Source organism: Saccharothrix tamanrassetensis (genome assembly GCF_014203665.1).
Taxonomy (GTDB): domain Bacteria; phylum Actinomycetota; class Actinomycetes; order Mycobacteriales; family Pseudonocardiaceae; genus Actinosynnema; species Actinosynnema tamanrassetense.
The window spans coordinates 708,782-733,727 of sequence record NZ_JACHJN010000003.1 but is presented as its reverse complement, the minus strand read 5'-3'; the positions used below and the strand labels follow the sequence as shown (position 1 = coordinate 733,727).

Here is a 24,946-nt window from a genome sequence, read left to right as displayed (position 1 = left end):
CCGCTCACCCGCACCCTCCCCGACCGGCCTGACCGACGCGCCGGGGGACGATGGCCCGCGACCCGGCAGCACCCGGTCCGGGACAGCGGACAGCCCCAGCGCTTCGACAGCACCGGGGCCGGTCGCGGGGAACGTCGGCCTTCACCCGACGCCGGCCGCTCACGGGGCCGGCCGACCCCGGCGCCCGCCGGACTGGCCGACTCCGACGCCAGCCACCCGCAGGACCGGCCGGCACCCCGCCGCACTCAGCCGACTCCGACACCGGCCACCGGCAGGGCTAGCCGGCCCGCCGTCCGCAGGGCTGACCGACCCCGGCGCCCGCCGGGATCACTTCACGCCGGCGGCGTCCATCCCCCGGAGTTCCTTCTTCAGGTCCTGGATCTCGTCGCGCAGCCGGGCCGCGAGTTCGAACTGGAGTTCCCGCGCCGCGTTCATCATCTGGTCGGTCAGCTGCTGGACCAGGTCGGCCAGCTCCGACCGGGCCATGGTGCCGGTGTCGCGCTCGGCCAGCACGCCCGAGCTGCGACCGCTCGCGCCGGGGTCGCCGGTCGGCTTCTTGCCGCGCGACGCGTTGCGACCCGAGCCGCCGGGCTCGATGGCGTCCTCGGCCTCGGCGTAGACCTGCTCCAGGATGTCGGTGATCTTCTTGCGCAGCGGCTGCGGGTCCAGGCCGCGTTCCTCGTTGTAGGCGACCTGCTTGGCCCGCCTGCGGTTCGTCTCGTCGATCGCGTGCCGCATCGAGTCGGTGATGCGGTCCGCGTACATGTGGACCTCGCCCGACACGTTGCGGGCGGCACGGCCGATGGTCTGGATGAGGCTCGTGCCGGACCGGAGGAAGCCCTCCTTGTCCGCGTCCAGGATCGACACCAGCGACACCTCGGGCAGGTCCAGGCCCTCGCGGAGCAGGTTGATGCCGATCAGCACGTCGTACTCGCCCAGCCGCAGCTGGCGCAGCAGCTCGACCCGGCGCAGGGTGTCCACCTCGGAGTGCAGGTAGCGGACCCGGATGCCGAGTTCCAGCAGGTAGTCGGTGAGGTCCTCGGACATCTTCTTGGTCAGCGTGGTCACCAGGACGCGCTCGTCGCGCTCGGCCCGCGCCCGGATCTCGTGCACCAGGTCGTCGATCTGGCCCTCGGTCGGCTTGACGACCACCTGCGGGTCGACCAGGCCGGTCGGGCGGATGACCTGCTCCACGAACTCGCCGCCCGCCTGGCCCATCTCGTACGGGCCGGGCGTCGCCGACAGGTAGACCGTCTGACCGATCCGGTCGGCGAACTCCTCCCAGGTCAGCGGCCGGTTGTCGAGCGCGCTGGGCAGCCGGAAGCCGTGCTCCACCAGGTTGCGCTTGCGGGACGCGTCGCCCTCGTACATGCCGCCGATCTGCGGCACCGTCACGTGCGACTCGTCGATGACCAGCAGGAAGTCGTCCGGGAAGTAGTCGATCAGGGTGGCGGGCGCGGTGCCGGCGGCCCGGTCGTCGATGTGCCGCGAGTAGTTCTCGATGCCCGAGCAGAAGCCGACCTGGCGCATCATCTCGATGTCGTACGAGGTGCGCATGCGCAGCCGCTGCGCCTCCAGCAGCTTGCCCTGCCGCTCCATCCTCGCCAGCTGGTCGGCCAGCTCCGCCTCGATGTTCTGGATGGCCCTCTCCATCCGCTCCGGGCCGGCCACGTAGTGCGTCGCCGGGAAGATGCGGAGCTCGTCCACTTCCTTGATCACGTCGCCGGTGAGCGGGTGCAGGTAGTACAGCTTGTCGATCTCGTCGCCGAAGAACTCGACGCGCAGCGCCAGCTCCTCGTACGCCGGGATGATCTCCACCGTGTCGCCGCGCACCCGGAAGGTGCCCCGGTTGAACGCCACGTCGTTGCGGGCGTACTGGACGTCCACCAGGGCGCGCAGCAGCAGGTCGCGGTCGACCTCGCCGCCGACCTCCAGCTGGATGGAGCGGTCCAGGTAGGACTGCGGTGTGCCCAGGCCGTAGATGCACGACACGGACGCCACCACGATGACGTCCCGCCTGGTCAGCAGGCTCATGGTGGCCGAGTGGCGCAGCCGCTCGACGTCCTCGTTGATCGAGGAGTCCTTCTCGATGTAGGTGTCCGTCTGCGGGATGTACGCCTCGGGCTGGTAGTAGTCGTAGTAGCTGACGAAGTACTCCACCGCGTTGTCGGGGAAGAACTCCTTCAGCTCGTTCGCCAGCTGCGCGGCCAGCGTCTTGTTCGGCGCCATCACGAGGGTCGGGCGTTGCAGCTTCTCCACCAGCCACGCCGTGGTGGCCGACTTGCCGGTGCCGGTCGCGCCCAGCAGCACGACGTCCTTCTCGCCCGCCTTGATGCGGCGTTCGAGTTCGGCGATCGCGGCCGGCTGGTCACCGGCGGGCTGGTAGTCGCTGACCACGCGGAACTGCCCGTCGGTGCGGGGGATGTCGCCGACGGGGCGGTGCGCCGAGTGCGCCTTGACCGGGATCTCGGTTGGGAAAGCCACGGGAACGACGGTACGCCCCGGGTACGACACTCTTCGATCGGTCCAGGTCGGAGGGCCTCAGCAGTCACAGCCGCAACAGCAGTCACAACCACCGTCGCCCCGGCCGGAGCCGCAGCCGCAGTCTCCGCCGCAGTCGCAGTTCCCCTCGTGCCACTGGCCGCTGAACGGACCGGGGAACGGGTCGCGGCAGCAGTACTGGCAGGTGCCGCACTGGTAGAGCACCGCCAGGCAGCCCAGGAGCAGCCCGCGCCCGCGCGGCGGGTGGACCAGCTTCGGCCAGCACCACAGCCCGCCACCAGGACCGGGCTGCTTGCCGTTCCTGTCCCACTTGGTCGGACGTGGCGGCGGCCCGTCGCCCCCGCCCCCGTGAGCGCCGGCGGGCGGCACCGGACCAGGCGGCGGCACGCTGCCGTACGGGTGCTGCGCGGGCGGGTACATACCGGGCTGAGGGTGCCACCCGGGCGGCGTGTCCCTCGGCCCGTGCCCTGACGGCGGCTGCGCCCCGGAACCCCGGGGCCCGTGCGCGTGAGGCTCGCCGAACGCCCGTCGGATCGACTCCTGCACCTCGTGCACCAACAGCGCGTGCACCAGCCGCCCGTCGACGAACTCCACCTCGCGCAACGCCAGCTTGATCCCCAGCGCCGCGTCGTCGCACAACCGCCGTGCCTCGGCCAACGAGGTCCCGGTGGCCTCCAGCGGGTTCCAGGCGCCCGAGGCCCGGTCCTCGTCGAGGTCCTCCACGGCGTCCAACAGGTGCGCCAACCGCCCGAACAAGCGCCCCACCTCGCGCAGCGGAGCGACGTTCCCCGGACGTCCCGCCAGCACGGCGGTCTGCGCGACGGCCTCACCACTGGCCGTCTCGGTCGGCTCCGTGACCAGCAGGACGGAGCTGCCGAGCCCGGCCGCCGCCTCGACCTCCGCCTGCCGCCGCACGGCCGCGACCAGCACCGCCGTGTCGAACCCCAGGTCAGCGCCCGTTTCCGCGGCCTGGTCGGCCCACCGCCGGGCCACCTGACGTCCAAGTCCGCGCACGGGCGCGCGCGAGAACGCCCCGTCGCGGTCGTCCACGTGGTCGCCGACCTTCGCCGACGCCAACACCAGGGAGACCGCCGCCGCCAGCCGCGCGCCCGCACCCACGGCCACGTCGGCGGACTTCATGCCGCGCAACGCGCACGGCCCCGCAGCACGCCGCGAACGACTCGTCTGGGCCTCCACCAGAGCGGAGATGACCAGTCCGTCGTAGTTGGTGACGAGCCGGGCCAGGTGGCCGTGGTCGTCGCGCAGCGCCAGGCACAGGCCGCACAAGTGCGCCAGCCACGATGCGCGCAGGTCCGCGCCCAATCGGTTGCGGCAAGGCCGGATGATCCCGAACATGGCCGGAAGACTAAGCGATCATCCTACATTCGGGTGACAGACACGGGTGTTCGGCGGGTAGCGGTGCATAGGGTGCGCATCGTGACGCGGAGCGCGGCAGGGACGTCCCAGATGCACATCCACCCGCCGAAGATCGAGTACTTCGACCTCGACGCGAAGAGCAACACGGACCCGAAGGGCCACCTGCGCGGGGTCGACGAGTACCGGCTGACCCGGCACGGCCTCTACATGTTCCGCCCGGTGCCCGGCCACTCGCAGCTGTCCCACTTCGAGTCGTGGCTGCTGCCCGACCACGGCCTGCGCGTCACCCGCCAGTCGTGGCACCCCGGTCAGGAACGCGACTACGACCTGTACCTGGACGTGGTGGAGATCAGCTCCAGCGGGCCGGTGTGGAAGACGGTGGACCTGTACCTGGACCTGATCGTGCGCACCGGCCGCAGCGTCACCGTGCTGGACACCGACGAGCTGCTGGCGGCTCTGGACCGGGGCCTCATCCAGCCGCACCGGGCCCAGTGGGCGCTGGAGACCACGTACCGGGCGGTGGCCGGCATCGCGGCCCACGGGCACGATGCGGTGCGCTGGCTGGCGGCCCAGGGCACGGTCACCACCTGGCGCCGGCGGTAATACAAAGGGTGACACTGAACGGTCAACCGCCATCCGAGTCCGTCACCGGATAGAGACCTCCTACACCACAGACCGTGATGTAACAAATCGACCCGCAGTGTTACCGCCCGCACACTTACGGCTACCCTCGGGTCGCGTGGGAGCGGTCATCACACCTCAGCTGGTCGACGTGGTCGACACCGTCAGTGCAGTTCGGAGCTACTCTTCGGGCACGTCCCGATACCTGACGGCGTGCCGGGTGGAGCGCTGGGGCCTCCGGTTGGAATGCCCCACCCCGGAAGACCCGTTCTCCGATTCGGAGGTCACCTGGTTGATGCCGGACCTCGGTCTCCGGCTCACCCACCACCGCCCCCGCTCACGCCACGCCCGCAGCGGCCCGAGCGTCCTCACGGCGGTGCGCGTGCAGCGTGACGGGCGCTCCTGGCGCACCACCGACCTGCTGCTCGGCCTGGCCGTCCCCGGCGGGACCACGGCGCGGATCGTGCGCTCGGAGGAGTTCGCCGCGGCGGTGGCAGGCCGGGTGCTGGGGCCGGACGACGCCGACCAGGCCCTGCGCACCGTGCACCGGACGTTGGAGGAGGTCAGCCTGCACCGCCACGACCTCGGTGCCTGGCTGACCCACCGGGGCATCTACGACGTCTGGCCGTCCCTGTAGAAAGCGGCCATCCGCGCCACCGCGGCCGTCATCCAGAGCTCCTTGGACTCCCCGTAGGCGAAGCCGTCGACATCCCCGGCGTGCCGACGGGAGAGTTCGAGCTTCAGCGCCTCGTACTCGCCACGGGCCTGCCCGTCGGCCCGCAGCCAGTCCCGGAACCGGAGCGCCCACTCCCAAGCCGGCCCGCCTTCGACGCGAACGTGCAGGTTGACCCGCCGCTTCGGATCAGCTCCGGCGTGCAACCGCTTCCGCCAGTCCTCCGGGGCGCCGTACTTCACCGAGTCCTCGCCGGCCCCGAGCGACGGGAAACCGGCCTGGGTCAGGGCCTCGGCGATCCCGTCCGCCTCGTCCAGCGACCGCACCCCGAGCTGGAAGTCGAGCACGTCCTTGGCGGCGAGTCCCGGAATCGAGGTCGACCCGATGTGCTCGACCCGACGTCCCCCACCCGCCAACTCGATCCGCCTGCCGACCCGCGCCGCCTGCTCGGGCCAGGTCGGGTCGTAGGGCACCACCTTCGGCGGCCCGGAGGCGTACCGCCGAAGACGGACGTTCGCCTCGTACGGCACCAGCCGATCCGCCCACAACCCGTCGACCTCGGCCAACACCCGATCAGGCGTGCCGGAGTTGTCCAACCAGACATCGGCCACCTGCCGCCGCTGCTCGTCCCCCGCCTGCTTCGCGATCCGACTGCGCGCGTCCCGCTCGTCCAACCCCCGCCCGACGAGCCGCTCGACCCGCTGCCCGACCTCGGCGTGCACGATCAACACCAGGTGGTACATCGGCGCGAGCCCGTTCTCCACCAGCAGCGGGACGTCGTGCACGACCACCGCGTCCTCCGGCGCAGCCGCGACCAACTCCGCCGTGCGCGCCGCGATCTTCGGGTGCGTGATGCCGTTGAGCGTCAGGCGCGCCTCGTCGTCGCTGAAGACCTTCGCAGCCAGCGCGGCCCGATCAAGCGCCCCGTCCGCATCCAGCACCCCGGGACCGAACGCCTCTTCGATCTCCCGGAGCCCCTCCGAACCGGGCGCGACGACCTCACGCGCCAGCCGATCGGCGTCGATCACCACCGCCCCGTGCTCGGCGAGCCGCCCCGCGACCGTCGACTTCCCCGACCCGATGCCCCCCGAGAGGCCCACGCGCAACATGCCCTCAGTCTGCCCCGCCGCTTCGCCCCCCTGCCGCCCGGACGCCCGCCCCCTCGCCGCTCTGCCTCGCCCTACCGCTTCGACGCCCGTACGCGCCGGCGCAGGCTCTGCGCCTCCCGTGCGCGCCGGCGCAGACCCCTGGCCTCGTGTTCTCCCGTATGGCCTGGGCGCAGCCCAACCGCGCTTGTCAAGGGGTATCGACGACACCCCCGCACCGCACCCGCCCCCGTCGATACCCCTTGACGAGTGTGGTTGCCTCCGGCAGGCCATACGGGAGAACACGACGCCCTTCCCCCCGGAGGCCTGCCCAGCGGCGAGCGCCCGCTTTTCACGCTCTCACCGCTGCTACCACTCCTACCGCGCTTCACGCGCCGGCCCCTCAAGTCCCTTCGATCGGCGTCATCGACTGCGCAGCCAGCGCAGCCAGCACCCCGGTCATCTGGTCGTCCGGCACGAACCCGACCTTCGCCCGAGCCACGAACGTCGTCTTCCCCAACGACCCGATGAGCAACCGCTCACCCGCCGTGCTGACCAGGAACCCCTTCTGCTTCCCCACGTCGACCTCGGCCACCGAGCCGCCCGCCTCCCGCTCGGCGCTCACGCTCTCCGTGACCCTCTCCTTGGCCGCACCCTCGTCCGAGTACGCGGCCAGCCCGATGATCAACGGGGCGGAGTCGAACGACTGACGGTCGCCCACGTCGTAGTAGCAGTCGATCTTCTTGGTGCGTCCCAGCGACGGCTCCGGGATCCCGATGATCTGCTTCAGCTCGCCCTGCAACTCACGGCCGACCCGCTGGTTCACCACGTCCACCGGCACGATGAACTCGCAGTCGTCGGGCAGCTCGCGATCCACCATCACCGGCGTCCGCACCGCCGAGGTGGGCGCCATGATGGTCGGGATCTGGGGCGGCGGAGCCGGTGGGGGCTTCTCCGACGAGCATCCCGAAAGGACCGCCATCGCGGCCAACACCGTTGCCCCGAGCCGACTTCGCGCGCCCATAGACCTCTCAATTTAGCGCAAGACGACGCCCCGCACCTCGCACTCGGCACACGACGACGGCCCCGCACCTGAACCGGTGCGGGGCCGTCGCCCTGTCTTCACGAAGCCCAGCGGGCCTCTTCACGAGGCCCGACGGACCTCAGCGGTCAAGCACGCGGTGTCACGCGCCGCCCGACAGCTTCTCGCGGAGCGCGGCCAGCTGCTCGTCGCTGGCCAGGGTGCCGCCGGCCTGGGCCGGGGCACCGGTGCTGCTGCTGCCGCCGCCGGCCGCCGCCGCCGGGGCTTCGCCGCCGGAGGAGTAGTTGGTCTCCCCCGCCGCCTCTTCCTCGGCCGCCGCCGCCTTCGCGACCTGCTTCATGTGGGCCTCGTAGCGGGTGTGGGCCTCGGCGTACTGCCGCTCCCACTCCTCCCGCTGCTTGTCGAAGCCTTCCTGCCACTCCTGGGTCTCCGGGTCGAAGCCCTCGGGGTAGATGTAGTTGCCCTGGTCGTCGTACTCGGCGGCCATGCCGTACTGGGTCGGGTCGAACTCGGAGTCGACCGTGAAGCCCTCGTTGGCCTGCTTGAGCGACAGCGAGATCCGGCGGCGGTCCAGGTCGATGTCGATGACCTTGACCATCACGTCGTCGCCGACCTGGACGACCTGCTCCGGGATCTCCACGTGGCGCTCGGCCAGCTCGGAGATGTGGACCAGGCCCTCGATGCCCTCGTCCACCCGGACGAACGCGCCGAACGGAACCAGCTTGGTGACCTTGCCCGGCACGATCTGGCCGATCGCGTGGGTCCGGGCGAACTGGCGCCACGGGTCTTCCTGGGTCGCCTTCAGGGACAGCGAGACGCGCTCGCGCTCCATGTCGACGTCCAGGACCTCGACCGTGACCTCCTGGCCGACCTCGACGACCTCGGACGGGTGGTCGATGTGCTTCCAGGACAGCTCCGAGACGTGCACCAGGCCGTCCACGCCACCCAGGTCCACGAAGGCACCGAAGTTGACGATGGAGGACACGACGCCCTTGCGGACCTGGCCCTTCTGCAGCTGGTTGAGGAACTCGCTGCGGACCTCGGACTGGGTCTGCTCCAGCCACGCGCGGCGGGACAGGACCACGTTGTTGCGGTTCTTGTCCAGCTCGATGATCTTGGCTTCGAGCTCGCGGCCGACGTACGGCTGGAGGTCGCGGACGCGCCGCATCTCCACCAGCGAGGCGGGGAGGAAGCCGCGCAGGCCGATGTCCAGGATGAGGCCGCCCTTGACGACCTCGATGACCGTGCCCTTGACGGGCTCGTCCTTCTCCTTGAGGGCCTCGATGGTGCCCCAGGCGCGCTCGTACTGAGCGCGCTTCTTGGAGAGGATCAGCCGACCTTCCTTGTCCTCCTTCTGGAGCACAAGGGCCTCGACCTCGTCACCGACCTTCACAACCTCGTTGGGGTCGACGTCATGCTTGATCGACAACTCGCGCGAGGGGATGACGCCCTCGGTCTTGTAGCCGATGTCGAGCAGGACCTCGTCCCGGTCGACCTTGACGATGGTGCCCTCGACGATATCGCCATCGTTGAAGTACTTGATGGTCTTGTCGATGGCGGCGAGGAAGTCCTCCTCCGTCCCGATATCGTTGATAGCGATCTGCTTCGGCGCTTTGACAGCCGGGACAGTGGTGGTGTCGGTGGACATTAGGTAGGTGGCTCCGGTACGGATTGGGGTTGTCTGACCTTGGGTGCAACGCTGCGCGGGAGGCAAGGCTTCCCCCGACGACCGATCCCGTGACGTGCATACCGATCCTGGGCAGCGCGAACCCACTACGCGGGCGGTATCGTACGCGGCTCGGCGACCACCGGGCAAACCGGTACCCCGGCGGGTAACCCTGAAGGAGCAGTGTGTCCGACCAGCACGCGAGCGCGGAACTGGCGCTCGGCACCACCGGCATCGCCAAGCGGGGGGCCGACGCGGCCGAGTCGCGGGCCGCGAACCGGATCTGGTGGGACGCCGACGCGGACGACTACCACGCCGAGCACGGGGCGTTCCTGGGCTCGGCGGACTTCGTCTGGTGCCCGGAGGGGGTGCGCGAGGAGGACGCCCGCTTCCTCGGCGACGTCCGCGACCGGCGGGTGCTGGAGATTGGCTGCGGTTCCGCTCCGTGCGCCCGGTGGCTGGCGTCCCGGGGTGCGCGCGCGGTCGCGTTCGACATCTCCGCCGGGATGCTGCGGCACGCCGTGGCGGCCAACGCGGACACCGGCATCGACGTGCCCCTGGTGCAGGCCAGCGCGGACCAGCTGCCGTTCGCGGACGGCTCGTTCGACGCCGCGTGCTCGGCGTTCGGCGCGGTGCCGTTCGTGGCCGACGTCGGCGAGGTGTTCCGCGAGGTGGCCCGGGTGCTGCGGCCGGGCGCGCCCTGGGTGTTCTCCGTGACTCACCCGATCCGGTGGATCTTTCCGGACGACCCCGGGCCGAACGGCCTGACCGTGACCCAGTCGTACTTCGACCGCACGCCTTACGTGGAGGTGGACGACAGCGGCCGGGCGACCTACGTCGAGCACCACCGCACGCTGGGCGACTACGTCCGCGCGCTGGTCGGCGCGGGGCTGGAGCTGGTCGACGTGGTGGAACCCGAGTGGCCCGCCGGGCACACCCGGACGTGGGGCCAGTGGAGCCCGCTGCGCGGGCGGCTGTTCCCCGGCACCGCGATTCTGCGGACACGCAAGCCGTAACCTGCGGGTATGACCGTCAGTCGGGGACTGGTGGAAGCCCAGGGCACCCGCTTCGCGTGCCTGGACCCGTTGCTGCCCGCGATGGCCCCGCCGCCGGACGGGGACGTGATCACCGCGGCGCTGCCGGACGGCTCGCGGGTGGCCGGGGTGCTCCAGCGGCAGGTGCACGACCGGATGTCGGCGGCCCGGCTGTGGTCGGCGACCGAGGTGTGGGAGCTGACGCCGCTGCTCGGGGCGGCGGGTGCGGCGGGGATGGACGCGCTGCTGCGCGCGTGGCGGGGGCGGATGGACCGGGTGGGGCCCGCCGAGCGGGACTCGGCGTGCGTGCTGACCTGGCCGAGCCGGGACGCGGAGGCCACCCGGGCGCTGCTGGACCACGGCCTGGTGCCGCTGTCGGTGATCGCCGTGCGCCGGCACCCGCCCGTGCCCGGCCCCCGCCGACCGCAGGTCACCGACACCCCGCCGATCCCGAACACACCGCCCGTCCCGAACACCTCGCCGGTCCCGAACACACCGCCCGTCCGGAACACACCGCCGGTCCCGGGCGCGCTGGTGATCCGCCGGGCCACCCCCGCCGACGTGGACAGCGTGCTCAACCTGGCCCTGGCCGAGCTGCGCTACTCCGCCATGGTCGGCTCCACCGTCGACCGCCCGGAAGCCGCCGGGCTCAAGCGCCGCACCCTGGCCGAACGCCTGGCCGCGGGCGGTCCGGCGTGGCTGGCCGAGCGGGACGGCATCGCGGTCGCCCTGGCCGAGTGCGCGCTGGTCACCTCCGAGCCCGGCAACTGGACGTCGACCCGCTTACCCACCGGCCGCTGGGGCTACGTGAACTGCGTGTCGGTCCTCCCCGGCGCCCGCGGCGGCGGGATCGGGCAGCGGCTCATGGCGCACGCGCACCGCGAGCTGCACCGGCTGGGCACGGTCGGCACCTACCTCTACTACAACCCGCCGAACCCGCTCTCCTCGGTGTTCTGGCCCCGGCAGGGTTACCGTCCTCTGTGGACCGTCTGGGAGGTCCGCCCGGCGGGAGCGCTGCGCTAGGCCGTCGCACAGGCCGTCACCACCGGCTGTCGTGCGGGATCACAGCCGCTCCGGTTGCGGGCGGCACCCGGCTGGGCCACTATTTGAACTGACCGGTCAGTTCAAAGAAGGGGTTCCGACGTGGAGATCCACGCCCAGCGCGTCGGCGTCACCGGGCCGCACGGCCCGCTGCTCAAGCCGACCGGCCTGCGCGTGCCGCCGGGCGAGTTGGTGCTGGTGGCGGGCCCGCCGGGGGCGGGGCACACCGCGTTCGGGCTGGCGCTGTCCGGGCGGCTGCGCCCGAGCACCGGAACCGTCACGCCGTCCGCCACGGTGCTGCGCCAACACGTCGTGCTGGTGGACTCCCCCGACGTGAGCGAGCCGGAGGCTTCACTGTCGCTGGCCGGCGTGGTCGGCGAGGAACTCGCCATGAACGGCCGGCGCAGCAGCCGCAAGGCGGTGGCCGACTGGCTGGTCGCGCGCGGCGTGGACGAGTACCTCGACACGCGCTTCGAGTACGTGCCGGCCGACGTCCGGTGCGGGCTGATGCTGGAACTCGCCGCGGGCCGCCCCGGCGCCCGAGCCCTGATCCTGGACACCCCCGACCGCTACCACGGCGACCCCTCGGCCTGGTGGCGGCTCGCACGCGAACACGTGACGCCGGAGCTCTCCGTGGTCGTGCTGTGCACTTCCACCTCCGCCGCCGCGCTGGACGTGCCCGCCGCACAGCTCGGCTCGGACAACACGGCCGCCGAGGTCGACGGCGCCGAACACCACGCAGGACGCCACGCCGCCGAACTCGCGGGCACCGCCACGGTCGCGACGTTCGCGCCCCTCCCGGCGCCCGCCAAACCGGTCGGGCTCGCCGACGCACCCACCCTGACCGACCTCACGAGGCCCGACTCGGCCGCCCCCACGGTGCCACGCAGCCGACCCGCCGCCGCGGAACCACCCGCGGAGCCGCCCACCCGGAGCGACCTCGCACCGCCACCCGGCCCGCCCAGCGCTGCGGCACGACCCGCGGAACGACCCGCGGCACGACCCGCCAGAGCACACGCAGAACCACCCGCAGGAGCACCCGCCCGGACCGACGCGCTCCCGGCCACCCCCGAAGACCCCGAGGAGACCTCGTGACCGCCCTGCGGATGGCGTTCAACGAACTGCGCCGCATCACCTCCGGGACGCTGCCCAAGCTCGCCGTCGTGGCCCTGGCGCTGGTCCCCCTGCTGTACGCGGCCCTCTACCTGTACGCCAACAAGGACCCGTACCAGAACCTCGACCAGGTCCCCGCCGCGCTCGTCGTGGAGGACAAGGGCGCGACCGCGAGCGACGGCACGGCCAAGCACGCGGGCGAGGACGTGGCCACCGAGCTGATCTCCGGCAAGCGGTTCGACTGGCAGCGCGTGGACGCCGCGAAGGCCGAGGAGGGCGTGCGCAACGGCACCTACACGTTCGCGCTGACCCTGCCCGAGGACTTCTCCCAGGCCCTGCTGTCCTCCGGCGACTTCACCCCCCGCCAGGGCGTGATCATGCTGACCACGAACGACGCCAACAACTACCTCGGCTCCACGATCGCGAACCAGGTCGTCGCCGAGGTGCGCCGGTCGGTGTCGGTCAAGGTCGGGGCGGAGGCGGCGGACAAGCTGCTGCTCGGCTTCTCCACCATCCGCCAGAAGACGGTGGAGGCCGCCGACGGGGCCACCAAGCTCGCCACCGGCCAGCAGGAGGCGCTGACCGGCAGCCAGCAGCTGGTGGACGGCGCGACACCGCTGGCCGACGGCGCGGCGCAGTTGGCGGACGGGTTGCGGCAGCTCCGGGACCGGACCAAGGACCTGCCGGTGAAGTCCCAGCAGCTCGCGGACGGCGCGAAGCAGGTCTCGGACGGCAACGAGACCGTCGCCCGGACCGCCGAGGACTACGCGGCCAAGGCGCAGACCCTGGCCGGCCGGCTGGACCAGTTCAACGGCGACGTGGCCAACCACCTGCGCGCCGCCGGGTTCACCGAGGAGCAGGTGCAGCGGGTCATGCGGGCGCTGACCGACGCCCGCGCCCCGGTGGACGACGCGAACGCCAAGGTGCAGGGCACGGCCGGTCAGCTGCGCGCCCTCGCCACCGGGGCCAAGCAGGTGTCCGACGGCGCGGCGCAGCTCGCCGCGTCCACGCCGGCCCTGACCGACGCGATCATCCAGCTCACCGACGGCGCGACGCAGGTCGCGACGGGCAACGCGCAGCTCCGCGACGGTGCGACGACGCTGCGGGACGGTGAACAGCAGCTCGTGGACGGCGCGAACCAGCTCCGCGACGGCCTGAACGCGGGCGTGGCGCAGATACCCAACCCGGACGACCCGACCCGCGAGTCCACCGCCAACACCATCGGCGACCCGGTGAACGTGCACGGCGTCAGCCAGACCTCGGCGGGCAGCTACGGGGCGGGCCTCGCGCCGTTCTTCCTCGGGTTGGCCACCTGGATCGGCGCGTTCGTGCTGTTCCTGCTGCTCAAGCCGCTGTCGCGGCGGGGCCTGGCGGCCGGGCAGAACGCGCTGCGGGTCGCCCTGGGCGGCTGGCTGCCGGGTGTGCTGCTGGGTGCGGCGCAGGTCGTGATCATGTTCTCGGTGGTCGCGCTGGTGGTCGACATCCGGCCCACGCACCCGCTGGGGACGCTCGGGTTCCTGCTGCTGACGTCGGCGGCGTTCGTGGCGGTGCTGCACGCGCTGAACGCGATGTTCGGCGCGGTCGGCAAGTTCATCGGGCTGGTGCTGCTGATCCTCCAGCTGGTCAGCGCGGGCGGCACGTTCCCGTGGCAGACCATCCCGGTGCCGCTGTACCCGCTGCACTACGGCCTGCCGATGGGCTACGCGGTCGACGGGCTGCGGCACCTGATGTACGGCGGACCGCTGGGCAGCGTCGGGAAGGACGCCCTGATCCTGCTCGCCTACCTGGTCGGATCCCTTGCCTTGGCGACGTTCGCCGCGTACAAGCAGCGGGTGTGGACTCCGTCGCGCCTCAAGCCCGAGCTGGTGCTGTGACCGGCACCCGCCCCGGTCGCACCGCCGCCACCAAGCAGAAGCTGTTCGACGCCGCGCTGAAGCTGGTCGGTGAACGCGGCGCGGCTGGCGTGACGGTGGACGAGATCGCCGCCGAGGCCGGGGTCGCCAAGGGCACCGTCTACTACAACTTCGCCAGCAAGGACGCCCTGGTGGACGCGCTGCTGCGGCACGGGGTGGAGCTGCTGGCGGCACGGCTGCGGGTCGCCGAGGGCGAGGCGGAGACCGAGCAGGCGATGGAGTCGCTGGTGGACGGGATGCTCGGGTTCTTCGCCGAGTACCCCGCGTTCGGGCAGCTGCTGGTCAGCGAGCTGTGGCGGACGCCGGGCCAGTGGCACGGCACGCTGAGCCTGCTGCGCGACGACATCGTGTCCATCGTGCGCGGCCAGATGCAGCGGCTGTCCGACGAGGGCCGGCTGCCGGAGGGCGTGCAGGTGGGGACGGCGTCGGCGGCGCTGTTCGGCACGCTGCTGGTGGTCGCGCTGGACTGGCAGGTGTTCCAGCCCGAACGGTCGTTGGCCGACGTGCGGGAAGCGGTGCTGCTGCTGGTCCGGGGGTTGCGGCCGGCGCTCTAGGAGCGCACCGCCCAGGTGTCGACCTCGCCGACCTGGAGCACGGACGGCGGCTTGCCCTCCAGTGCGCGGTGCACGGCGTCCAGGACGCCCACGGACGTCTCCTCGTGGCTGAGCCAGCGCATGGCGCCGCCGTGCCGGACGAAGCCGAGCACCACCTGCTGGGTGGGGTGGCCGGGCAGGATCGGGTCCGGGACGCCGTGGCGGGAGCTGATCCCGCCGCTGTCGTGCACCTCGACCACGGGGGCGTGCGGGGCGAGCAGCGGCGCCACCGCGCGCAGGACCGGGACGCGGTAGCTCAGGTGCACCCAGGCCACCAGCAGGTCCGCCGGGGCGGCCAGCGCGTCGCGCACCGACTCGGCCAGCTCCTCCGGCCGCGCCCAGTCGGCCCGCACCCACTTCGCACCGGTCGGCGACACGTTTCGCGATGCGTCCGAGGAATCATCTCGCGCCCCGTCCCGCGACCTGCTTTGCGCCCCGTCCCGCGACACGTTTCGCGACTCGTCCCGCGACACGTTCTGCTGCGGCACATGGCCGCGTCCACCCAGGGCCGCCCGAGCCGCCATGCCCGCCCTCGGCGGCCTGCGGGACGGCAGCACCACCTGCCAGCCCTGCGCCAACAGGTCGTCCGCGCAGCCCTTCAACATGCCGGTACCACCGAGCACTAGCGCTGTCCGCCCATTCATCGCACCGACTCCTCGCCGCGCTCCGCCGCACGCCGGAGAGGCCCGGCGCGCCACTGGTCCACCTCACGCTGCCCGCGCAGCCGCACCACCGCCAGTCGGGAACCGTGCTCGCCCGCCAGCACCGCCGCGATCCGGTCCCGGGTGCGCCCGTGCGACTTCCACGCCCAGCGCAGCAGGTGCTCCCGGTCGGTGAACACCGTCCGCAGGGGCGGCTCGGTGTTTCCGTTCCACAACTGCACCCGCCGCACCCGGCGGACCACGGTGCGCACCACCACCCGGCGCAGCACGGTGTGCTTGGCGTGGTCCAGCCAGATCAGCGTGTCCGCCCGGGCCAGCAGCAGCGGACGGGCCAACGTGTACTGCCATTCGGTCGCCCACGTCTCGCGCTTCACCAGTTCGCGCACGTCGGCCTCGAACTCGGGCCGAGGGGTCCACTGTGGACCGTGGAACAGCGAATCCATCTCCACATAGGACAATCCGAGCACATCGGCGACGCAGCCGGCCATCGTCGATTTTCCCGCACCGGAGGTGCCCGCGACCAGCACCCGTTTCGGCGAGTGCGGCAACTCGTCGGTCGGTCCTAACAGCGGCACCCCCGAAGGTTAACCGAGGCCGGGTACCGCCACTAGCCGTCGACGCGGGTCCGGGCGGCCGGACCCCGTCCTCAGTGGACGTCGCGGCGGTCGGCGAGTTCGCCGAGGTGGCGGCGCAGCACGGCGCGCATGACGTCCGGCGTCGTCAGGTCGGGCTGGAGCACGGCGTTCACCGCCAGGCCGTCCAGCAGGGCGGCGAGCCGCTCGGTCTCCACCCCGACGTCCGGCACGCCCGTCCGTGCCAGCACCTTGCCGACCACCACCCGGATACCGCCGTGCAGCCTGCGGGCGGCCGGGCGCAGGGCCGGGCGGGTGCGCGCGGCGTTGGAGAACTCCAGCCAGACCACCGACTCGTCGTGGCGGTCCGGATCGAGCGGCAGCAGTTCGCCGAGCAGGTCCTCGACGCCGGTCCGCCGCTCCTCGGGCGTGGTGGCGGCGTACACCTGCGCGACCCTGGCCAGGATGCGCACCTCGACCCGGTCGGTCAACTCCTCCAGCGCGAACGTCAGCAGTTCGTCGTGGTCGGTGAAGTAGTGCCGCACGGACCCGATCGCCAGACCGGCCTCCTCGGCGACGTTGCGCAGCGACGCCTGCTCCAACCCTTGCGAGCGCACCACCCGGAACACCGCCTCCGCGACGGCGCGGCGGCGGGCATCGGCATCGACGACCTTCGGCACGATCCCTTTGTAGCACAGTCGTGCTAGGTTAATTAGCACAGTCATGCCACAAAGAGGAGGGGTCATGCTGACCTGGGGGTTGATCGTCGTCGGCGTGGTGGCGGTAGTGGTCAAGCGGTTCCTCGGCGAGCCGCTCAACGCCCGCGACCTGTTCGGGCCGCCACTGCTGCTGCTCGGCATCGGGGTCTACGGGCTGACCAAACAGCACCTCGCCGCGGTGGACGTGCTGTGGCTCGTGATCGGGTCGGTGGTCGGCGTGGCGCTGGGGGCGCTGCGCGGCACGACGATCCGGCTGTTCACCCGTGACGGCGTGCTGTGGCAGCGGTACACGCCGTGGACCCTGGTGGTGTGGGTCGGGTCGTTCGCGGTGAACGCCGGCCTGGGGTTCCTGGCGGTGTCCGCCGGGATGCACGCCGAGGCGCGGCCGATGACGCTGGCCATCGGGGTCGGGCTGCTCGGCGAACTCGTGCCGATCGGTTTGCGCGCGGTCCGTTCGGGCGTCCCGTTCGCGCGCCGCGAATGAGGCGCGGTCGATGCAACGCCGCCGAATGCCGACGAGCGGAGAATTCGGACGGCGATCGTCGCAAGGACGGCCGGTCAGGGACAGGCCGGGAACAGCCGCCGGGTGCCGGTGCCGTAGGCCCTCGGGTCGCTGAACCGGCACCCGTAGTCGGGGTCCGCCACGACGGCGGGGTCGTCCACCACGTCCGCCGCCGGCCGCTTGCCGGTGTCCACCCAGTCCACCAGGTCGTCCCAGGCCCGGCCGACCTCGTCCGGGCTGAACTCGCAGTGCTCGACGGCCCGGATCGCGCGCTGCGCGAGCAGGTGCGACCGGCCGTTGAGCCGCACGTCCCGCCGGTACTGCTGCTCCATCGAGAACGGCACGAACAGGTCGCCGAGGTCGTGCAGGGACAGCACCGGCGCGGTCGGCCGGCCGGCGATGCGCGGGATCTCGGTCAGCCTCGGGGTGAGCCGGGCCTCCAGGTTCTCCGGGAAGACCCGCTCCACCCGCCGGTCCAGGTCGAACGGCGTGTTCGGGGTGTACCGGGTGAGCACGTTGGTGGCCAGTTGGAGCGGGTTGGTCGCCAGGTCGTCGCCCGCGCCCACCGACGCCAGGTCGAACAGGAAGTCCTTCCAGTGGGTGAACGCCGCCCGCCCGCCGGGCCGCTCGCCGCCGGACCGGTCGACCACCACGCGGGAGAACTGGGTGCCGCGCTCGGTGGGGGTGCCGTCCAGCCCGAGGTTCGCCTTGATCCGCGGGACGACCCGGGACGCGTAGTCGTCGGGCGGCGGGAACGCGTCGATGCCGGCCAGGGCCTGGGCGGCGAGCTGGTAGTCCAGCAGGTAGTCGAACAGCTCGTGGTCGCCGAGCACGCCGCAGAGCGGCAGAGCACCCCGGTAGAAGCCGGGGTACTGCTCCAGCGAACGGCCGATCACGTGGCCGCCCATCGACGCGCCCACCACGAACACGTCCCGGGGCTCGCCGACCAGGGTGGTGAAGTGCCCGACCAGGTCGTGCGTGCTCTCGACGCCGGCCTTCACGTGGTAGTCGTTGGCGTAGTAGCTGGACGCCGCCCACGCGAAGCCCTGGTCGAGCAGGCGTTGCCGCAGGCCGTAGCCCGGTGGCTCGACGGTGAGGACCCTGGACGCGCCCCGGTAGCCGTGCGCCCACACCGCCAGCCGGCCGTTCCAGCGGGGCGGGACCTCGATGACGTAGGCGGCGTGCCGGTGCACGCCCTGCCGCACGCTGGACGGCTGCCCGCCGACCAGCGCCGGCGGCAGGGGCGGGTTGGCGATGGTGTAGCCGGGTAACGGCTGGTCCGACGGCGGATCGCCCTGGGCCGCCGCGGCCGGCGTGGCGAACAGCAGGATGAGGACCGACGCCAACCCCAGTACCCGTCGCATGACTCGATTGTGCTCACCAGCGCAGGTCCGCCACCAGCTCCTCATGGGTGAGGGTGAAGGTCAGCGGGTAACTGATCCGGATCACCTCGTCCTCGGTGCGGTCGAGCCGGACGCCGGGGAACGCGCGGCGCACCAGCCGCAGCACGGCCAGGTTCTCGTGGAGCACCTCGCCGACCAGCTCGGTGTAGCTCAGTTCGGTGGCGAGGTCGCCCAGCGCGGTGACCAGCAGGGTGCCGACGCCCTTGCGCTGCCAGTCGTCCACGACCGCGACCGCCATCTCGGCGACGCCCTGGCCGATGGCGGCCAGCCGGGCGATCCCGATGGCCTGCTCGCCGCGCTCCGCGACGACGGCCGCCTTGCGACAGCCGTCCAGGTCGACCAACTGGCCGCGCATGGACGCGGTGAGCCTCGGCATGGGGGCGTGGAAGCGCAGGTAGCGGCTCTGCGGGGACAGGCCTTGGAACACCGCGTCGACGGCGGCTCCCGCGCCTTCGCGGTCGAGCACGCGGACCGTGGTCATCACAAGCCCCCTAGGTTCGGAATCCGAACCCTAGCTGGGTCTGTTTTCCGAACGCAAGGTATGGTCGAGGGCATGTCGCCTGTGAAGGTCACCGACGAGCTGTGCACCGTGTCGTTGCCCGCCGCGCTGCTGGGCGAGCGGTGGACGCTGCTGCTGCTCCGGCAGGCGTTCCTGGGGACGCGGCGGTTCGAGGACTTCCAGTCGGCGATGGACATCTCGCGCAGCGTGCTGACCGAGCGGCTGGCGAAGTTCGTGGAGGAAGGCATCCTGAGCCGGGTCGCGTACAAGGACGTGCGGACGCGGTACGAGTACCGGCTGACCGAGAAGGGGCTCGACCTCTACCCGGTGCTGATGGCGCTGCGGAAGTGGGGTGACAGGTGGATGACGCCCGAGGAGGGGCCGTCGTTCGACCTGCACCACCGGGACTGCGGCGGGCAGGTGGACGTGAAGGTGGAGTGCGCCGCGTGCGGTGACGAGTTGACCGCACGCGACGTCCGGGTCACCCCGTTGCGTTGAGTCCCAGAGCCCCGCGGCAGGGTCGTGCAGCAGGGCCTTGCGACAGATCCCTCCGGCAGGGCCGTGCGACAAAACCGTGGGACAGGGCGGTGCGACAAACCGTGGGACGGAGCCTTGCGGCAGGGCCTTGCAGCAGGGCCGTGCAGCAGAGCCGTGCGGGCTGGAACCGGCGAGAACCGGCCCGGCTGCTCCCTCCCCTGCCCGGTCAGTGCGCGGCGTCGTCCCACGACCGGCCCACGCCGACCGAGACCTCCATCGGCACGGACAGCTCGTAGGCGCGGCCCATCTGGTCGCGCACCAGTGCCTCCACCGCTTCGCGCTCGCCTTCCGCGATCTCCAGCACGAGTTCGTCGTGCACCTGGAGCAGCATCCGGGAGCGCAGGCCGGACTCTTCGAGAGCGCGGAACACACCCAGCATGGCGACCTTGATGATGTCCGCGGCCGAGCCCTGGATCGGGGCGTTCAACGCCATCCGCTCGGCCATCTCCCGGCGCTGCCGGTTGTCGCTGTTCAGGTCGGGCAGGTAGCGGCGGCGGCCGAGGATGGTCTCGGTGTAGCCCTTCCTGCGGGCGTCCTCCACGATCGAGTTCAGGTAGTCGCGCACGCCGCCGAAGCGGGCGAAGTACGCCTCCATCTGGTCACGGGCCTCGTCGGCGGAGATCCGCAGCTGCTGGGCCAGGCCGTACACCGACAGGCCGTAGGCCAGGCCGTAGGACATGGCCTTGACCCGGCGGCGCTGCTCGGCGGTGACCTCGGAGGTCGGCACGGAGAACGCGCGGGAGGCGACGAAGGTGTGCAGGTCCTCGCCCGACCGGAACGCCTCGATCAGGCCCGCGTCCTCCGACAGGTGCGCCATGATCCGCATCTCGATCTGGCTGTAGTCGGCGGTCATCAGCTCGGCGTAGCCGGGGCCGACCACGAACGCCTCGCGGATCCGACGGCCCTCGTCGGTGCGGATCGGGATGTTCTGGAGGTTCGGGTCGGTGGAGGACAGCCGGCCGGTCGCGGCGATGGTCTGGTGGAACGTGGTGTGGATGCGGCCGTCGTCGGCCACCGACTTGAGCAGGCCGTCGACCGTGGACTTGAGCCGGGTCACGTCGCGGTGCGTGAGCAGGTGCTGGAGGAACGGGTGCTCGGTCTGCTCGAACAGGTTCTGCAGCGCGTCCGCGTCCGTGGTGTAGCCGGTCTTGGTCTTCTTGGTCTTCGGCATGTTCAGCTCGTCGAACAGCACCGCCTGGAGCTGCTTGGGCGAGCCGAGGTTGATCTCCTTGCCGATCACCGCGTAGGCGTCCTGCGCGGCCTGCTTCACGCCGGCCGCGAAGTGGGCTTCCAGCGCGGCGAGGTGCTCGGAGTCGATGGCGATGCCGACCGCCTCCACCTCGTCCAGCACGTTCATCAGGGGCAGTTCGAGGGTGGCCAGGAGGTTGTCCTGACCGGTTTCGACCAGCTGGGCGTCCAGGGCGTCGGCCAGTTCGGAGACCGCGAAGGCGCGGACGATGGTCGCCTGGGCGGCCTTCTGGCGTTCCTCGTCCTCGTCGGCGAGCAGGGACAGCTGGCCGTTGTCCGGCTCCTCGGCGCGCAGTTCGCGCTGGAGGTAGCGCAGGGCCAGGTCGTCCAGGGCGAAGCTGCGCTGGCCGGGGCGGACCAGGTAGGCGGCCAGCGCGGTGTCGCTGGTCAGGCCGTTGAGCTTCCAGCCGCGGGCGCGCAGGGTGCGCAGCGGGAGCTTGAGGTCGTGGCCGGCCTTGGCGACCCCCTCGTCGGACAGCCACGCGGCGAGGGCGTTCTCGTCCGCTTCGGTGAGGGTGGCGACCTCGACGTAGCCGCCCTCGTCACCGGCGAAGGCGATGCCCTCCAGGTCGCCGGCGGACTCGCGGAACGCCAGGCCGACCCGGGTGTTCCGGGCGTGGGCGTCCAGCCAGCCGGCCAGGTCGCCGGGGTCGATCGTGCCACCGGAGACCTCGAAGCCCTCGTCGGCCTCGGGCTCGGCGGTGGGCAGCGTGGCGAACAGCCGGTCGCGCAGCACGCGGAACTCCAGCTCGTCGAACAGCCGGTGCACCGCGTCCCGGTCCCACGGCCTGGCCGCCAGGTCGGTGGGGCCGATCGGCAGCTCCACGTCCCGGACCAGCTCGGTGAGCTGCCGGTTCAGCATGATGTTGGTCAGGTTGGCGCGGATCGCGTCACCGACCTTGCCGGGCACCTCGTCCACGTGGTCGATCAGGCCGTTGAGCGAACCGAACTGGTTGAGCAGCTTCACGATCGTCTTCGGGCCCACGCCGGGGGTGTTGGGCAGGTTGTCCGACGAGTCGCCGCGCACGGCCGCGTAGTCGGCGTACAGCTCCGGCGTGACGCCCTGCTTCTCCAGCACCAGGTCGGGGGTGTAGCGGGCCATCTCGGACACGCCCTTGACCGGGTACAGCACCGTGACCTTGTCGTTGACCAGCTGCAACGCGTCGCGGTCGCCGGTGCAGATGAGCACGTCGTAGCCGAGCGCGGTCGCCTGGGTGGTGAGCGTGGCGATGACGTCGTCGGCCTCGTAGTTGTCCTTCTCCAGGGTGGGGATGTTGAGCGTGCCCAGCACGTCCTGGATGAGGCTGACCTGGCCGCGGAACTCGTCCGGCGTCGCGCTGCGACCGGCCTTGTACTCCGCGTAGGCCTCGGTGCGGAACGTCTTGCGCGACACGTCGAACGCCACCGCGATGTGCGTGGGCTGCTCGTCGCGCAGCAGGTTGATCAGCATCGACGTGAAGCCGTAGACCGCGTTGGTGGTCTGGCCCGTGCCGGTCTGGAAGTTCTCCTTGGGCAGCGCGAAGAACGCCCGGTAGGCCATCGAGTGGCCGTCGACCAGCAGCAGACGGGAGGCTTCTGAGGTGCTCACGGGGCGAGTCTAGGGTGAGGGTCCGACAGTCATGCACCGAGTGGAGCAGCACGTGAGCCCAACCCCCGAGGACCTCCCGGGCGCCGACCAGGCGGTCGCCCACGAGCAGTTGACCGCTCGGATGGGCATCGAGATCACCCGATGGGATGCCGACCGGCTGATCGGCACCATGCCTGTCAAGGGCAACCGGCAGCCGTACGGCCTGCTGCACGGCGGCGCGAACGCGGTGCTGGCCGAGACGCTGGGGTCGATCGCCGCGGCCATGCACGCCGCGCCGTCCCGGATCGCGGTGGGCCTGGAGCTGTCGTGCACCCACCACCGCGGGGTGACGGAGGGTGTGGTGACCGGCGTGTGCACACCCATCCATCGGGGACGGTCGACGGCTACGTTCGAGATCGTCATCACCGACGAGCGTGGGCGGCGCTGCTGCACGGCGCGGCTCACGTGCTTCCTGCGGGAAGCGGAGCCTAAGGTCTGACACATGCGATGGGTCGTGGCGGTGTTGGGTGTCGTGGCGGTGGCCGCCGGGTGTACCAGTGCGCCGGCGGCGGAGGCCCCGCCTTCCTCCTCCGCCGCGACCTACCCGGTGCCGCCCGCCGCGGTCCGGCCGGACGAGAAGGTGCTGCACCTGCCCACCACGGCGGACGGGGACACCGCGTTCACGCTGCTGGGGCTGACCACCGGGATGCCCTCGCTGGTCGGCAGCCACGCGGAGTTCGAGGCCAAGGGGCAGTTCGTCCGGGTCCGGCTGAGCGTGGTCAACAACGGGCGCAGCAGCGTCTCGTTCGACGCCCGCAAGCACGTCCTGCTGGACGAGAAGAAGACCGAGTACCCGGTCGACACCCAGGCCATGACGATCAAGCGGCAGCCCGAGGTGCTGGACCTCGGGGCGAACGTGCGGTTGGAGTACGACGTGTACTACGACCTGCCCGAGGACGCGAAGCCGTTGGCGCTGCGGGTGTTCGGTGGACCCACGTTGACGGACCTGAAGGACCAGTCGAGCACGGAGATCCGGCTCAGCCAGTGACCGGGCCGGTCACGACCGGGTCAGCGGACTGGTGGCGTCCTCGCCCCGAGGTGGAACGTCCCGAGGTGGGACGTCCGCAGTCCGCGAGGGTGCCGGCACGGCCGCCGGTCGCCTGCCCGGCATCCCGAGTGCGACGAGCAGGCCGGTGAACGCGAGTGCCGCGACGGCGCTCATGGCCGCCGTGAAACCCTCGCTGAACTCCTCGGCGGACGAGTAGCCGCCCGCACCCGCGAAGACGGCGACCGAGACCGCGACACCGAACACCCCGCCGAAGATCCGCAGCATCATGAAGGCGCCCGACGCCCGGCCGACCTCCCCGGGCCGCACCGCTCCGACCACCGCCTTCTGCGCCGCCGGCATGGCCATGGTCAGCCCGGCGCCGCTGACGACCAGCGCCGGCAGCAGTTCGAGGTAGCCCGTGTCGGTGTCGGCGACGAGGGCGATCCAGCCCGTGCCGATGGTCTGGAGCAGCAGGCCGCCGACCACGAACGTCCGCTCGCCGTACCGGTCGGCCAACGCGCCGGCGATCGGCGCGCACACCATCAGCGTCGCGGTCCACGGCATCAGCCGCAGGCCGGCACCGAGCGGCCCTTCACCGAGTGCGGTCTGGAAGTACTGCGCGAGGAAGAACAGCGTGCCGTACAGCGAGGCGAACACGGCGAAGTTCGCCGGGTTGGCCGTGGCGAACGCCCTCGACCGGAAGAACCGCATCGGCAGCATCGGGGTCCTCGTCCGCTGTTCCCAGCGCACGAAGGCGGTCACCAGCGCGACACCGAGCACCAGCGCGCCCAGCACCTCCGCGCTGCCCCAGCCCGCCGCGTTGCCGCGGACCAGACCCCAGACGACGCCGAACGCGCCCGAGGTCACCAGCACGACCCCGCCGAGGTCGAACCGGGTGTCCGGGCCGACGCTCTCGTCGACCCGCCGCGCCGTGAGCACGATCGCGGCCAGGCCGACCGGCAGGTTCAGCCAGAAGATCCACTGCCAGGCCAGCCCCTCGGCGATGACGCCACCGATGAACGGGCCGCTGAACGTCGCCAGGCCGGTGATGCCCAGGTACAGCCCCATCGCCCTGCCCCGCTGCCGCGGCGGGAAGTTCGTGCTGATCAGGGTGAGCGACAGCGGCAGCACCATCGCCGCACCGACGCCCTGCAACGCCCGGGCCGTGATCAGGGTGCCGATGTCCGGGGACAGCGCGCAGCCCACCGACGCGACGGTGAAGACCGCCAGCCCGACGACGAACACCCGGCGGCGACCGAACCGGTCACCCAGTGCCGCTCCGGTCAGCAGCAGCACCGCGAACGGCAGGTTGTACGCGTTGACGGTCCACTCGAGTGATTCGACCGATGCGGTCAGGTCGTGCCGGATCGTGCTCAACGTCGTCGTCACGACCAAGCTGTCCAAAGCCATCATGAACGACGCCAGGGAAGCGAGCCCCAACACCCATGCCTGCTCGGACGTCATTCGCCCTTCGCCGGAACCCACCGTTCCTCCTTCTGCTCGAACCTTCTCCGGATGCGCGGGTCGAA

The 24,946-nt window shown here is 71.5% G+C and carries 23 protein-coding genes; 11 read left to right on the top strand and 12 right to left on the bottom strand.

Translation table 11 applies throughout. The features are described from left to right. Positions 1-327: 327 nt before the first annotated feature. A complete protein-coding gene (uvrB, locus tag FHS29_RS12580; RefSeq protein WP_312864885.1) occupies positions 328-2,484 on the bottom strand; it encodes an excinuclease ABC subunit UvrB in 2,157 nt (718 codons plus the stop codon). 57 nt (positions 2,485-2,541) lie between these two features. Beyond that, the gene (locus FHS29_RS12575) at positions 2,542-3,858 is read right to left on the bottom strand and encodes a DUF5685 family protein (RefSeq protein ID WP_184690749.1); all 1,317 of its coding nucleotides are present in this window, start codon (positions 3,856-3,858) and stop codon (positions 2,542-2,544) included. A 111-nt stretch (positions 3,859-3,969) separates the two neighbouring features. Here FHS29_RS12575 and FHS29_RS12570 point away from each other — a divergent pair, with 111 nt between their 5' ends. Next, positions 3,970-4,482, top strand: coding sequence for a ribonuclease FAU-1 family protein (locus tag FHS29_RS12570; RefSeq protein WP_184690883.1), 513 nt, complete (start codon positions 3,970-3,972; stop codon positions 4,480-4,482). A gap of 136 nt (positions 4,483-4,618) precedes the next feature. Beyond that, positions 4,619-5,137 carry a ribonuclease FAU-1 family protein gene (locus FHS29_RS12565; protein ID WP_184690748.1) on the top strand — a complete coding sequence of 173 codons (519 nt, stop codon included), beginning with the start codon at positions 4,619-4,621 and terminating at the stop codon, positions 5,135-5,137. On the opposite strand, the gene coaE is transcribed toward FHS29_RS12565, so the two are convergent. The 3 genes from coaE to rpsA all read right to left on the bottom strand — a co-directional run bounded on the left by coaE (position 5,113) and on the right by rpsA (position 8,948). Next, positions 5,113-6,282, bottom strand: coding sequence for a dephospho-CoA kinase (gene coaE / locus FHS29_RS12560; protein ID WP_184690747.1), 1,170 nt, complete (start codon positions 6,280-6,282; stop codon positions 5,113-5,115). The two genes, FHS29_RS12565 and coaE, sit on opposite strands and share 25 nt — an antisense overlap. A gap of 379 nt (positions 6,283-6,661) precedes the next feature. Beyond that, on the bottom strand, positions 6,662-7,171 hold the full coding sequence (locus tag FHS29_RS12555) for a hypothetical protein (RefSeq protein ID WP_184690746.1): 510 nt from the start codon (positions 7,169-7,171) through the stop codon (positions 6,662-6,664). Between the two features lie 271 nt (positions 7,172-7,442). Then, positions 7,443-8,948: a 30S ribosomal protein S1 gene (rpsA, locus tag FHS29_RS12550; protein ID WP_184690745.1), complete on the bottom strand. Its 1,506-nt coding sequence runs from the start codon at positions 8,946-8,948 to the stop codon at positions 7,443-7,445. A 203-nt stretch (positions 8,949-9,151) separates the two neighbouring features. Between rpsA and FHS29_RS12545 the strand changes: the two genes are divergently transcribed. The 5 genes from FHS29_RS12545 (at position 9,152) to FHS29_RS12525 (ending at position 14,621) form a co-directional block, all read left to right on the top strand. Beyond that, entirely contained in the window at positions 9,152-9,982 is an 831-nt protein-coding gene (locus tag FHS29_RS12545; protein WP_184690744.1) for a class I SAM-dependent methyltransferase, read from the top strand. 9 nt (positions 9,983-9,991) lie between these two features. Further along, entirely contained in the window at positions 9,992-11,023 is a 1,032-nt protein-coding gene (locus tag FHS29_RS12540) for a GNAT family N-acetyltransferase (protein WP_184690743.1), read from the top strand. 120 nt (positions 11,024-11,143) lie between these two features. Further along, positions 11,144-12,136 carry a P-loop NTPase family protein gene (locus FHS29_RS12535; protein WP_184690742.1) on the top strand — a complete coding sequence of 331 codons (993 nt, stop codon included), beginning with the start codon at positions 11,144-11,146 and terminating at the stop codon, positions 12,134-12,136. Next, on the top strand, positions 12,133-14,028 hold the full coding sequence (locus FHS29_RS12530; RefSeq protein ID WP_184690741.1) for a YhgE/Pip domain-containing protein: 1,896 nt from the start codon (positions 12,133-12,135) through the stop codon (positions 14,026-14,028). Before FHS29_RS12535 ends, FHS29_RS12530 begins: the two co-directional genes overlap by 4 nt. Then, positions 14,025-14,621, top strand: a complete 597-nt coding sequence (locus FHS29_RS12525) for a TetR/AcrR family transcriptional regulator (protein WP_184690740.1) — start codon at positions 14,025-14,027, stop codon at positions 14,619-14,621. Before FHS29_RS12530 ends, FHS29_RS12525 begins: the two co-directional genes overlap by 4 nt. On the opposite strand, the gene FHS29_RS12520 is transcribed toward FHS29_RS12525, so the two are convergent. The 3 genes from FHS29_RS12520 to FHS29_RS12510 form a co-directional block, all read right to left on the bottom strand. Continuing rightward, positions 14,618-15,304 carry a Rossmann-fold NAD(P)-binding domain-containing protein gene (locus FHS29_RS12520; protein WP_184690739.1) on the bottom strand — a complete coding sequence of 229 codons (687 nt, stop codon included), beginning with the start codon at positions 15,302-15,304 and terminating at the stop codon, positions 14,618-14,620. The two genes, FHS29_RS12525 and FHS29_RS12520, sit on opposite strands and share 4 nt — an antisense overlap. Further along, positions 15,301-15,897: a P-loop NTPase family protein gene (locus tag FHS29_RS12515; RefSeq protein WP_184690738.1), complete on the bottom strand. Its 597-nt coding sequence runs from the start codon at positions 15,895-15,897 to the stop codon at positions 15,301-15,303. The genes FHS29_RS12520 and FHS29_RS12515 overlap by 4 nt, the downstream gene beginning before the upstream one ends. A 71-nt stretch (positions 15,898-15,968) precedes the next feature. Continuing rightward, positions 15,969-16,574 carry a TetR/AcrR family transcriptional regulator gene (locus FHS29_RS12510; RefSeq protein WP_184690737.1) on the bottom strand — a complete coding sequence of 202 codons (606 nt, stop codon included), beginning with the start codon at positions 16,572-16,574 and terminating at the stop codon, positions 15,969-15,971. A 64-nt stretch (positions 16,575-16,638) separates the two neighbouring features. Here FHS29_RS12510 and FHS29_RS12505 point away from each other — a divergent pair, with 64 nt between their 5' ends. Next, positions 16,639-17,097: a DUF1453 domain-containing protein gene (locus FHS29_RS12505; RefSeq protein WP_184690736.1), complete on the top strand. Its 459-nt coding sequence runs from the start codon at positions 16,639-16,641 to the stop codon at positions 17,095-17,097. Positions 17,098-17,171: 74 nt separating this feature from the next. Here FHS29_RS12505 and FHS29_RS12500 read toward each other — a convergent pair whose 3' ends face one another. Beyond that, entirely contained in the window at positions 17,172-18,479 is a 1,308-nt protein-coding gene (locus FHS29_RS12500) for a hypothetical protein (protein WP_246440168.1), read from the bottom strand. A gap of 13 nt (positions 18,480-18,492) precedes the next feature. Beyond that, complete coding sequence (locus tag FHS29_RS12495; protein ID WP_184690734.1) at positions 18,493-18,999, bottom strand: GNAT family N-acetyltransferase; 507 nt, start codon at positions 18,997-18,999, stop codon at positions 18,493-18,495. 72 nt (positions 19,000-19,071) lie between these two features. On the opposite strand from FHS29_RS12495, the gene FHS29_RS12490 reads away from it, so the two are divergent. Continuing rightward, positions 19,072-19,515 carry a winged helix-turn-helix transcriptional regulator gene (locus FHS29_RS12490; RefSeq protein WP_184690733.1) on the top strand — a complete coding sequence of 148 codons (444 nt, stop codon included), beginning with the start codon at positions 19,072-19,074 and terminating at the stop codon, positions 19,513-19,515. A gap of 205 nt (positions 19,516-19,720) precedes the next feature. Here the strand turns inward: FHS29_RS12490 and polA are convergent, their stop codons facing one another. Continuing rightward, positions 19,721-22,390, bottom strand: coding sequence for a DNA polymerase I (gene polA, locus FHS29_RS12485; protein ID WP_184690732.1), 2,670 nt, complete (start codon positions 22,388-22,390; stop codon positions 19,721-19,723). A 31-nt stretch (positions 22,391-22,421) separates the two neighbouring features. Here polA and FHS29_RS12480 point away from each other — a divergent pair, with 31 nt between their 5' ends. Together FHS29_RS12480 and FHS29_RS12475 are read left to right on the top strand one after the other, a co-directional pair. Next, positions 22,422-22,868: a hotdog fold thioesterase gene (locus FHS29_RS12480; RefSeq protein WP_184690731.1), complete on the top strand. Its 447-nt coding sequence runs from the start codon at positions 22,422-22,424 to the stop codon at positions 22,866-22,868. 3 nt (positions 22,869-22,871) lie between these two features. Beyond that, positions 22,872-23,417, top strand: coding sequence for a DUF4352 domain-containing protein (locus FHS29_RS12475; protein WP_184690730.1), 546 nt, complete (start codon positions 22,872-22,874; stop codon positions 23,415-23,417). 9 nt (positions 23,418-23,426) lie between these two features. Here the strand turns inward: FHS29_RS12475 and FHS29_RS12470 are convergent, their stop codons facing one another. Continuing rightward, complete coding sequence (locus FHS29_RS12470; protein ID WP_312864883.1) at positions 23,427-24,902, bottom strand: MFS transporter; 1,476 nt, start codon at positions 24,900-24,902, stop codon at positions 23,427-23,429. Positions 24,903-24,946 lie beyond the last annotated feature (44 nt).

What these genes read in the sequence shown, in the direction of transcription:
- FHS29_RS12575 (WP_184690749.1), bottom strand. Translation starts at nt 3,858, where the DNA reads ATGTTCGGGATCATCCGGCCTTGCCGCAACCGATTGGGCGCGGACCTG.
- FHS29_RS12570 (WP_184690883.1), top strand. Translation starts at nt 3,970, where the DNA reads ATGCACATCCACCCGCCGAAGATCGAGTACTTCGACCTCGACGCGAAG.
- coaE (WP_184690747.1), bottom strand. Translation starts at nt 6,282, where the DNA reads ATGTTGCGCGTGGGCCTCTCGGGGGGCATCGGGTCGGGGAAGTCGACG.
- FHS29_RS12555 (WP_184690746.1), bottom strand. Translation starts at nt 7,171, where the DNA reads ATGGCGCCCACCTCGGCGGTGCGGACGCCGGTGATGGTGGATCGCGAG.
- rpsA (WP_184690745.1), bottom strand. Translation starts at nt 8,948, where the DNA reads ATGTCCACCGACACCACCACTGTCCCGGCTGTCAAAGCGCCGAAGCAG.
- FHS29_RS12540 (WP_184690743.1), top strand. Translation starts at nt 9,992, where the DNA reads ATGACCGTCAGTCGGGGACTGGTGGAAGCCCAGGGCACCCGCTTCGCG.
- FHS29_RS12520 (WP_184690739.1), bottom strand. Translation starts at nt 15,304, where the DNA reads ATGAATGGGCGGACAGCGCTAGTGCTCGGTGGTACCGGCATGTTGAAG.
- FHS29_RS12505 (WP_184690736.1), top strand. Translation starts at nt 16,639, where the DNA reads ATGCTGACCTGGGGGTTGATCGTCGTCGGCGTGGTGGCGGTAGTGGTC.
- FHS29_RS12500 (WP_246440168.1), bottom strand. Translation starts at nt 18,479, where the DNA reads ATGCGACGGGTACTGGGGTTGGCGTCGGTCCTCATCCTGCTGTTCGCC.
- FHS29_RS12495 (WP_184690734.1), bottom strand. Translation starts at nt 18,999, where the DNA reads ATGACCACGGTCCGCGTGCTCGACCGCGAAGGCGCGGGAGCCGCCGTC.
- FHS29_RS12490 (WP_184690733.1), top strand. Translation starts at nt 19,072, where the DNA reads ATGTCGCCTGTGAAGGTCACCGACGAGCTGTGCACCGTGTCGTTGCCC.
- FHS29_RS12480 (WP_184690731.1), top strand. Translation starts at nt 22,422, where the DNA reads ATGCACCGAGTGGAGCAGCACGTGAGCCCAACCCCCGAGGACCTCCCG.
- FHS29_RS12475 (WP_184690730.1), top strand. Translation starts at nt 22,872, where the DNA reads ATGCGATGGGTCGTGGCGGTGTTGGGTGTCGTGGCGGTGGCCGCCGGG.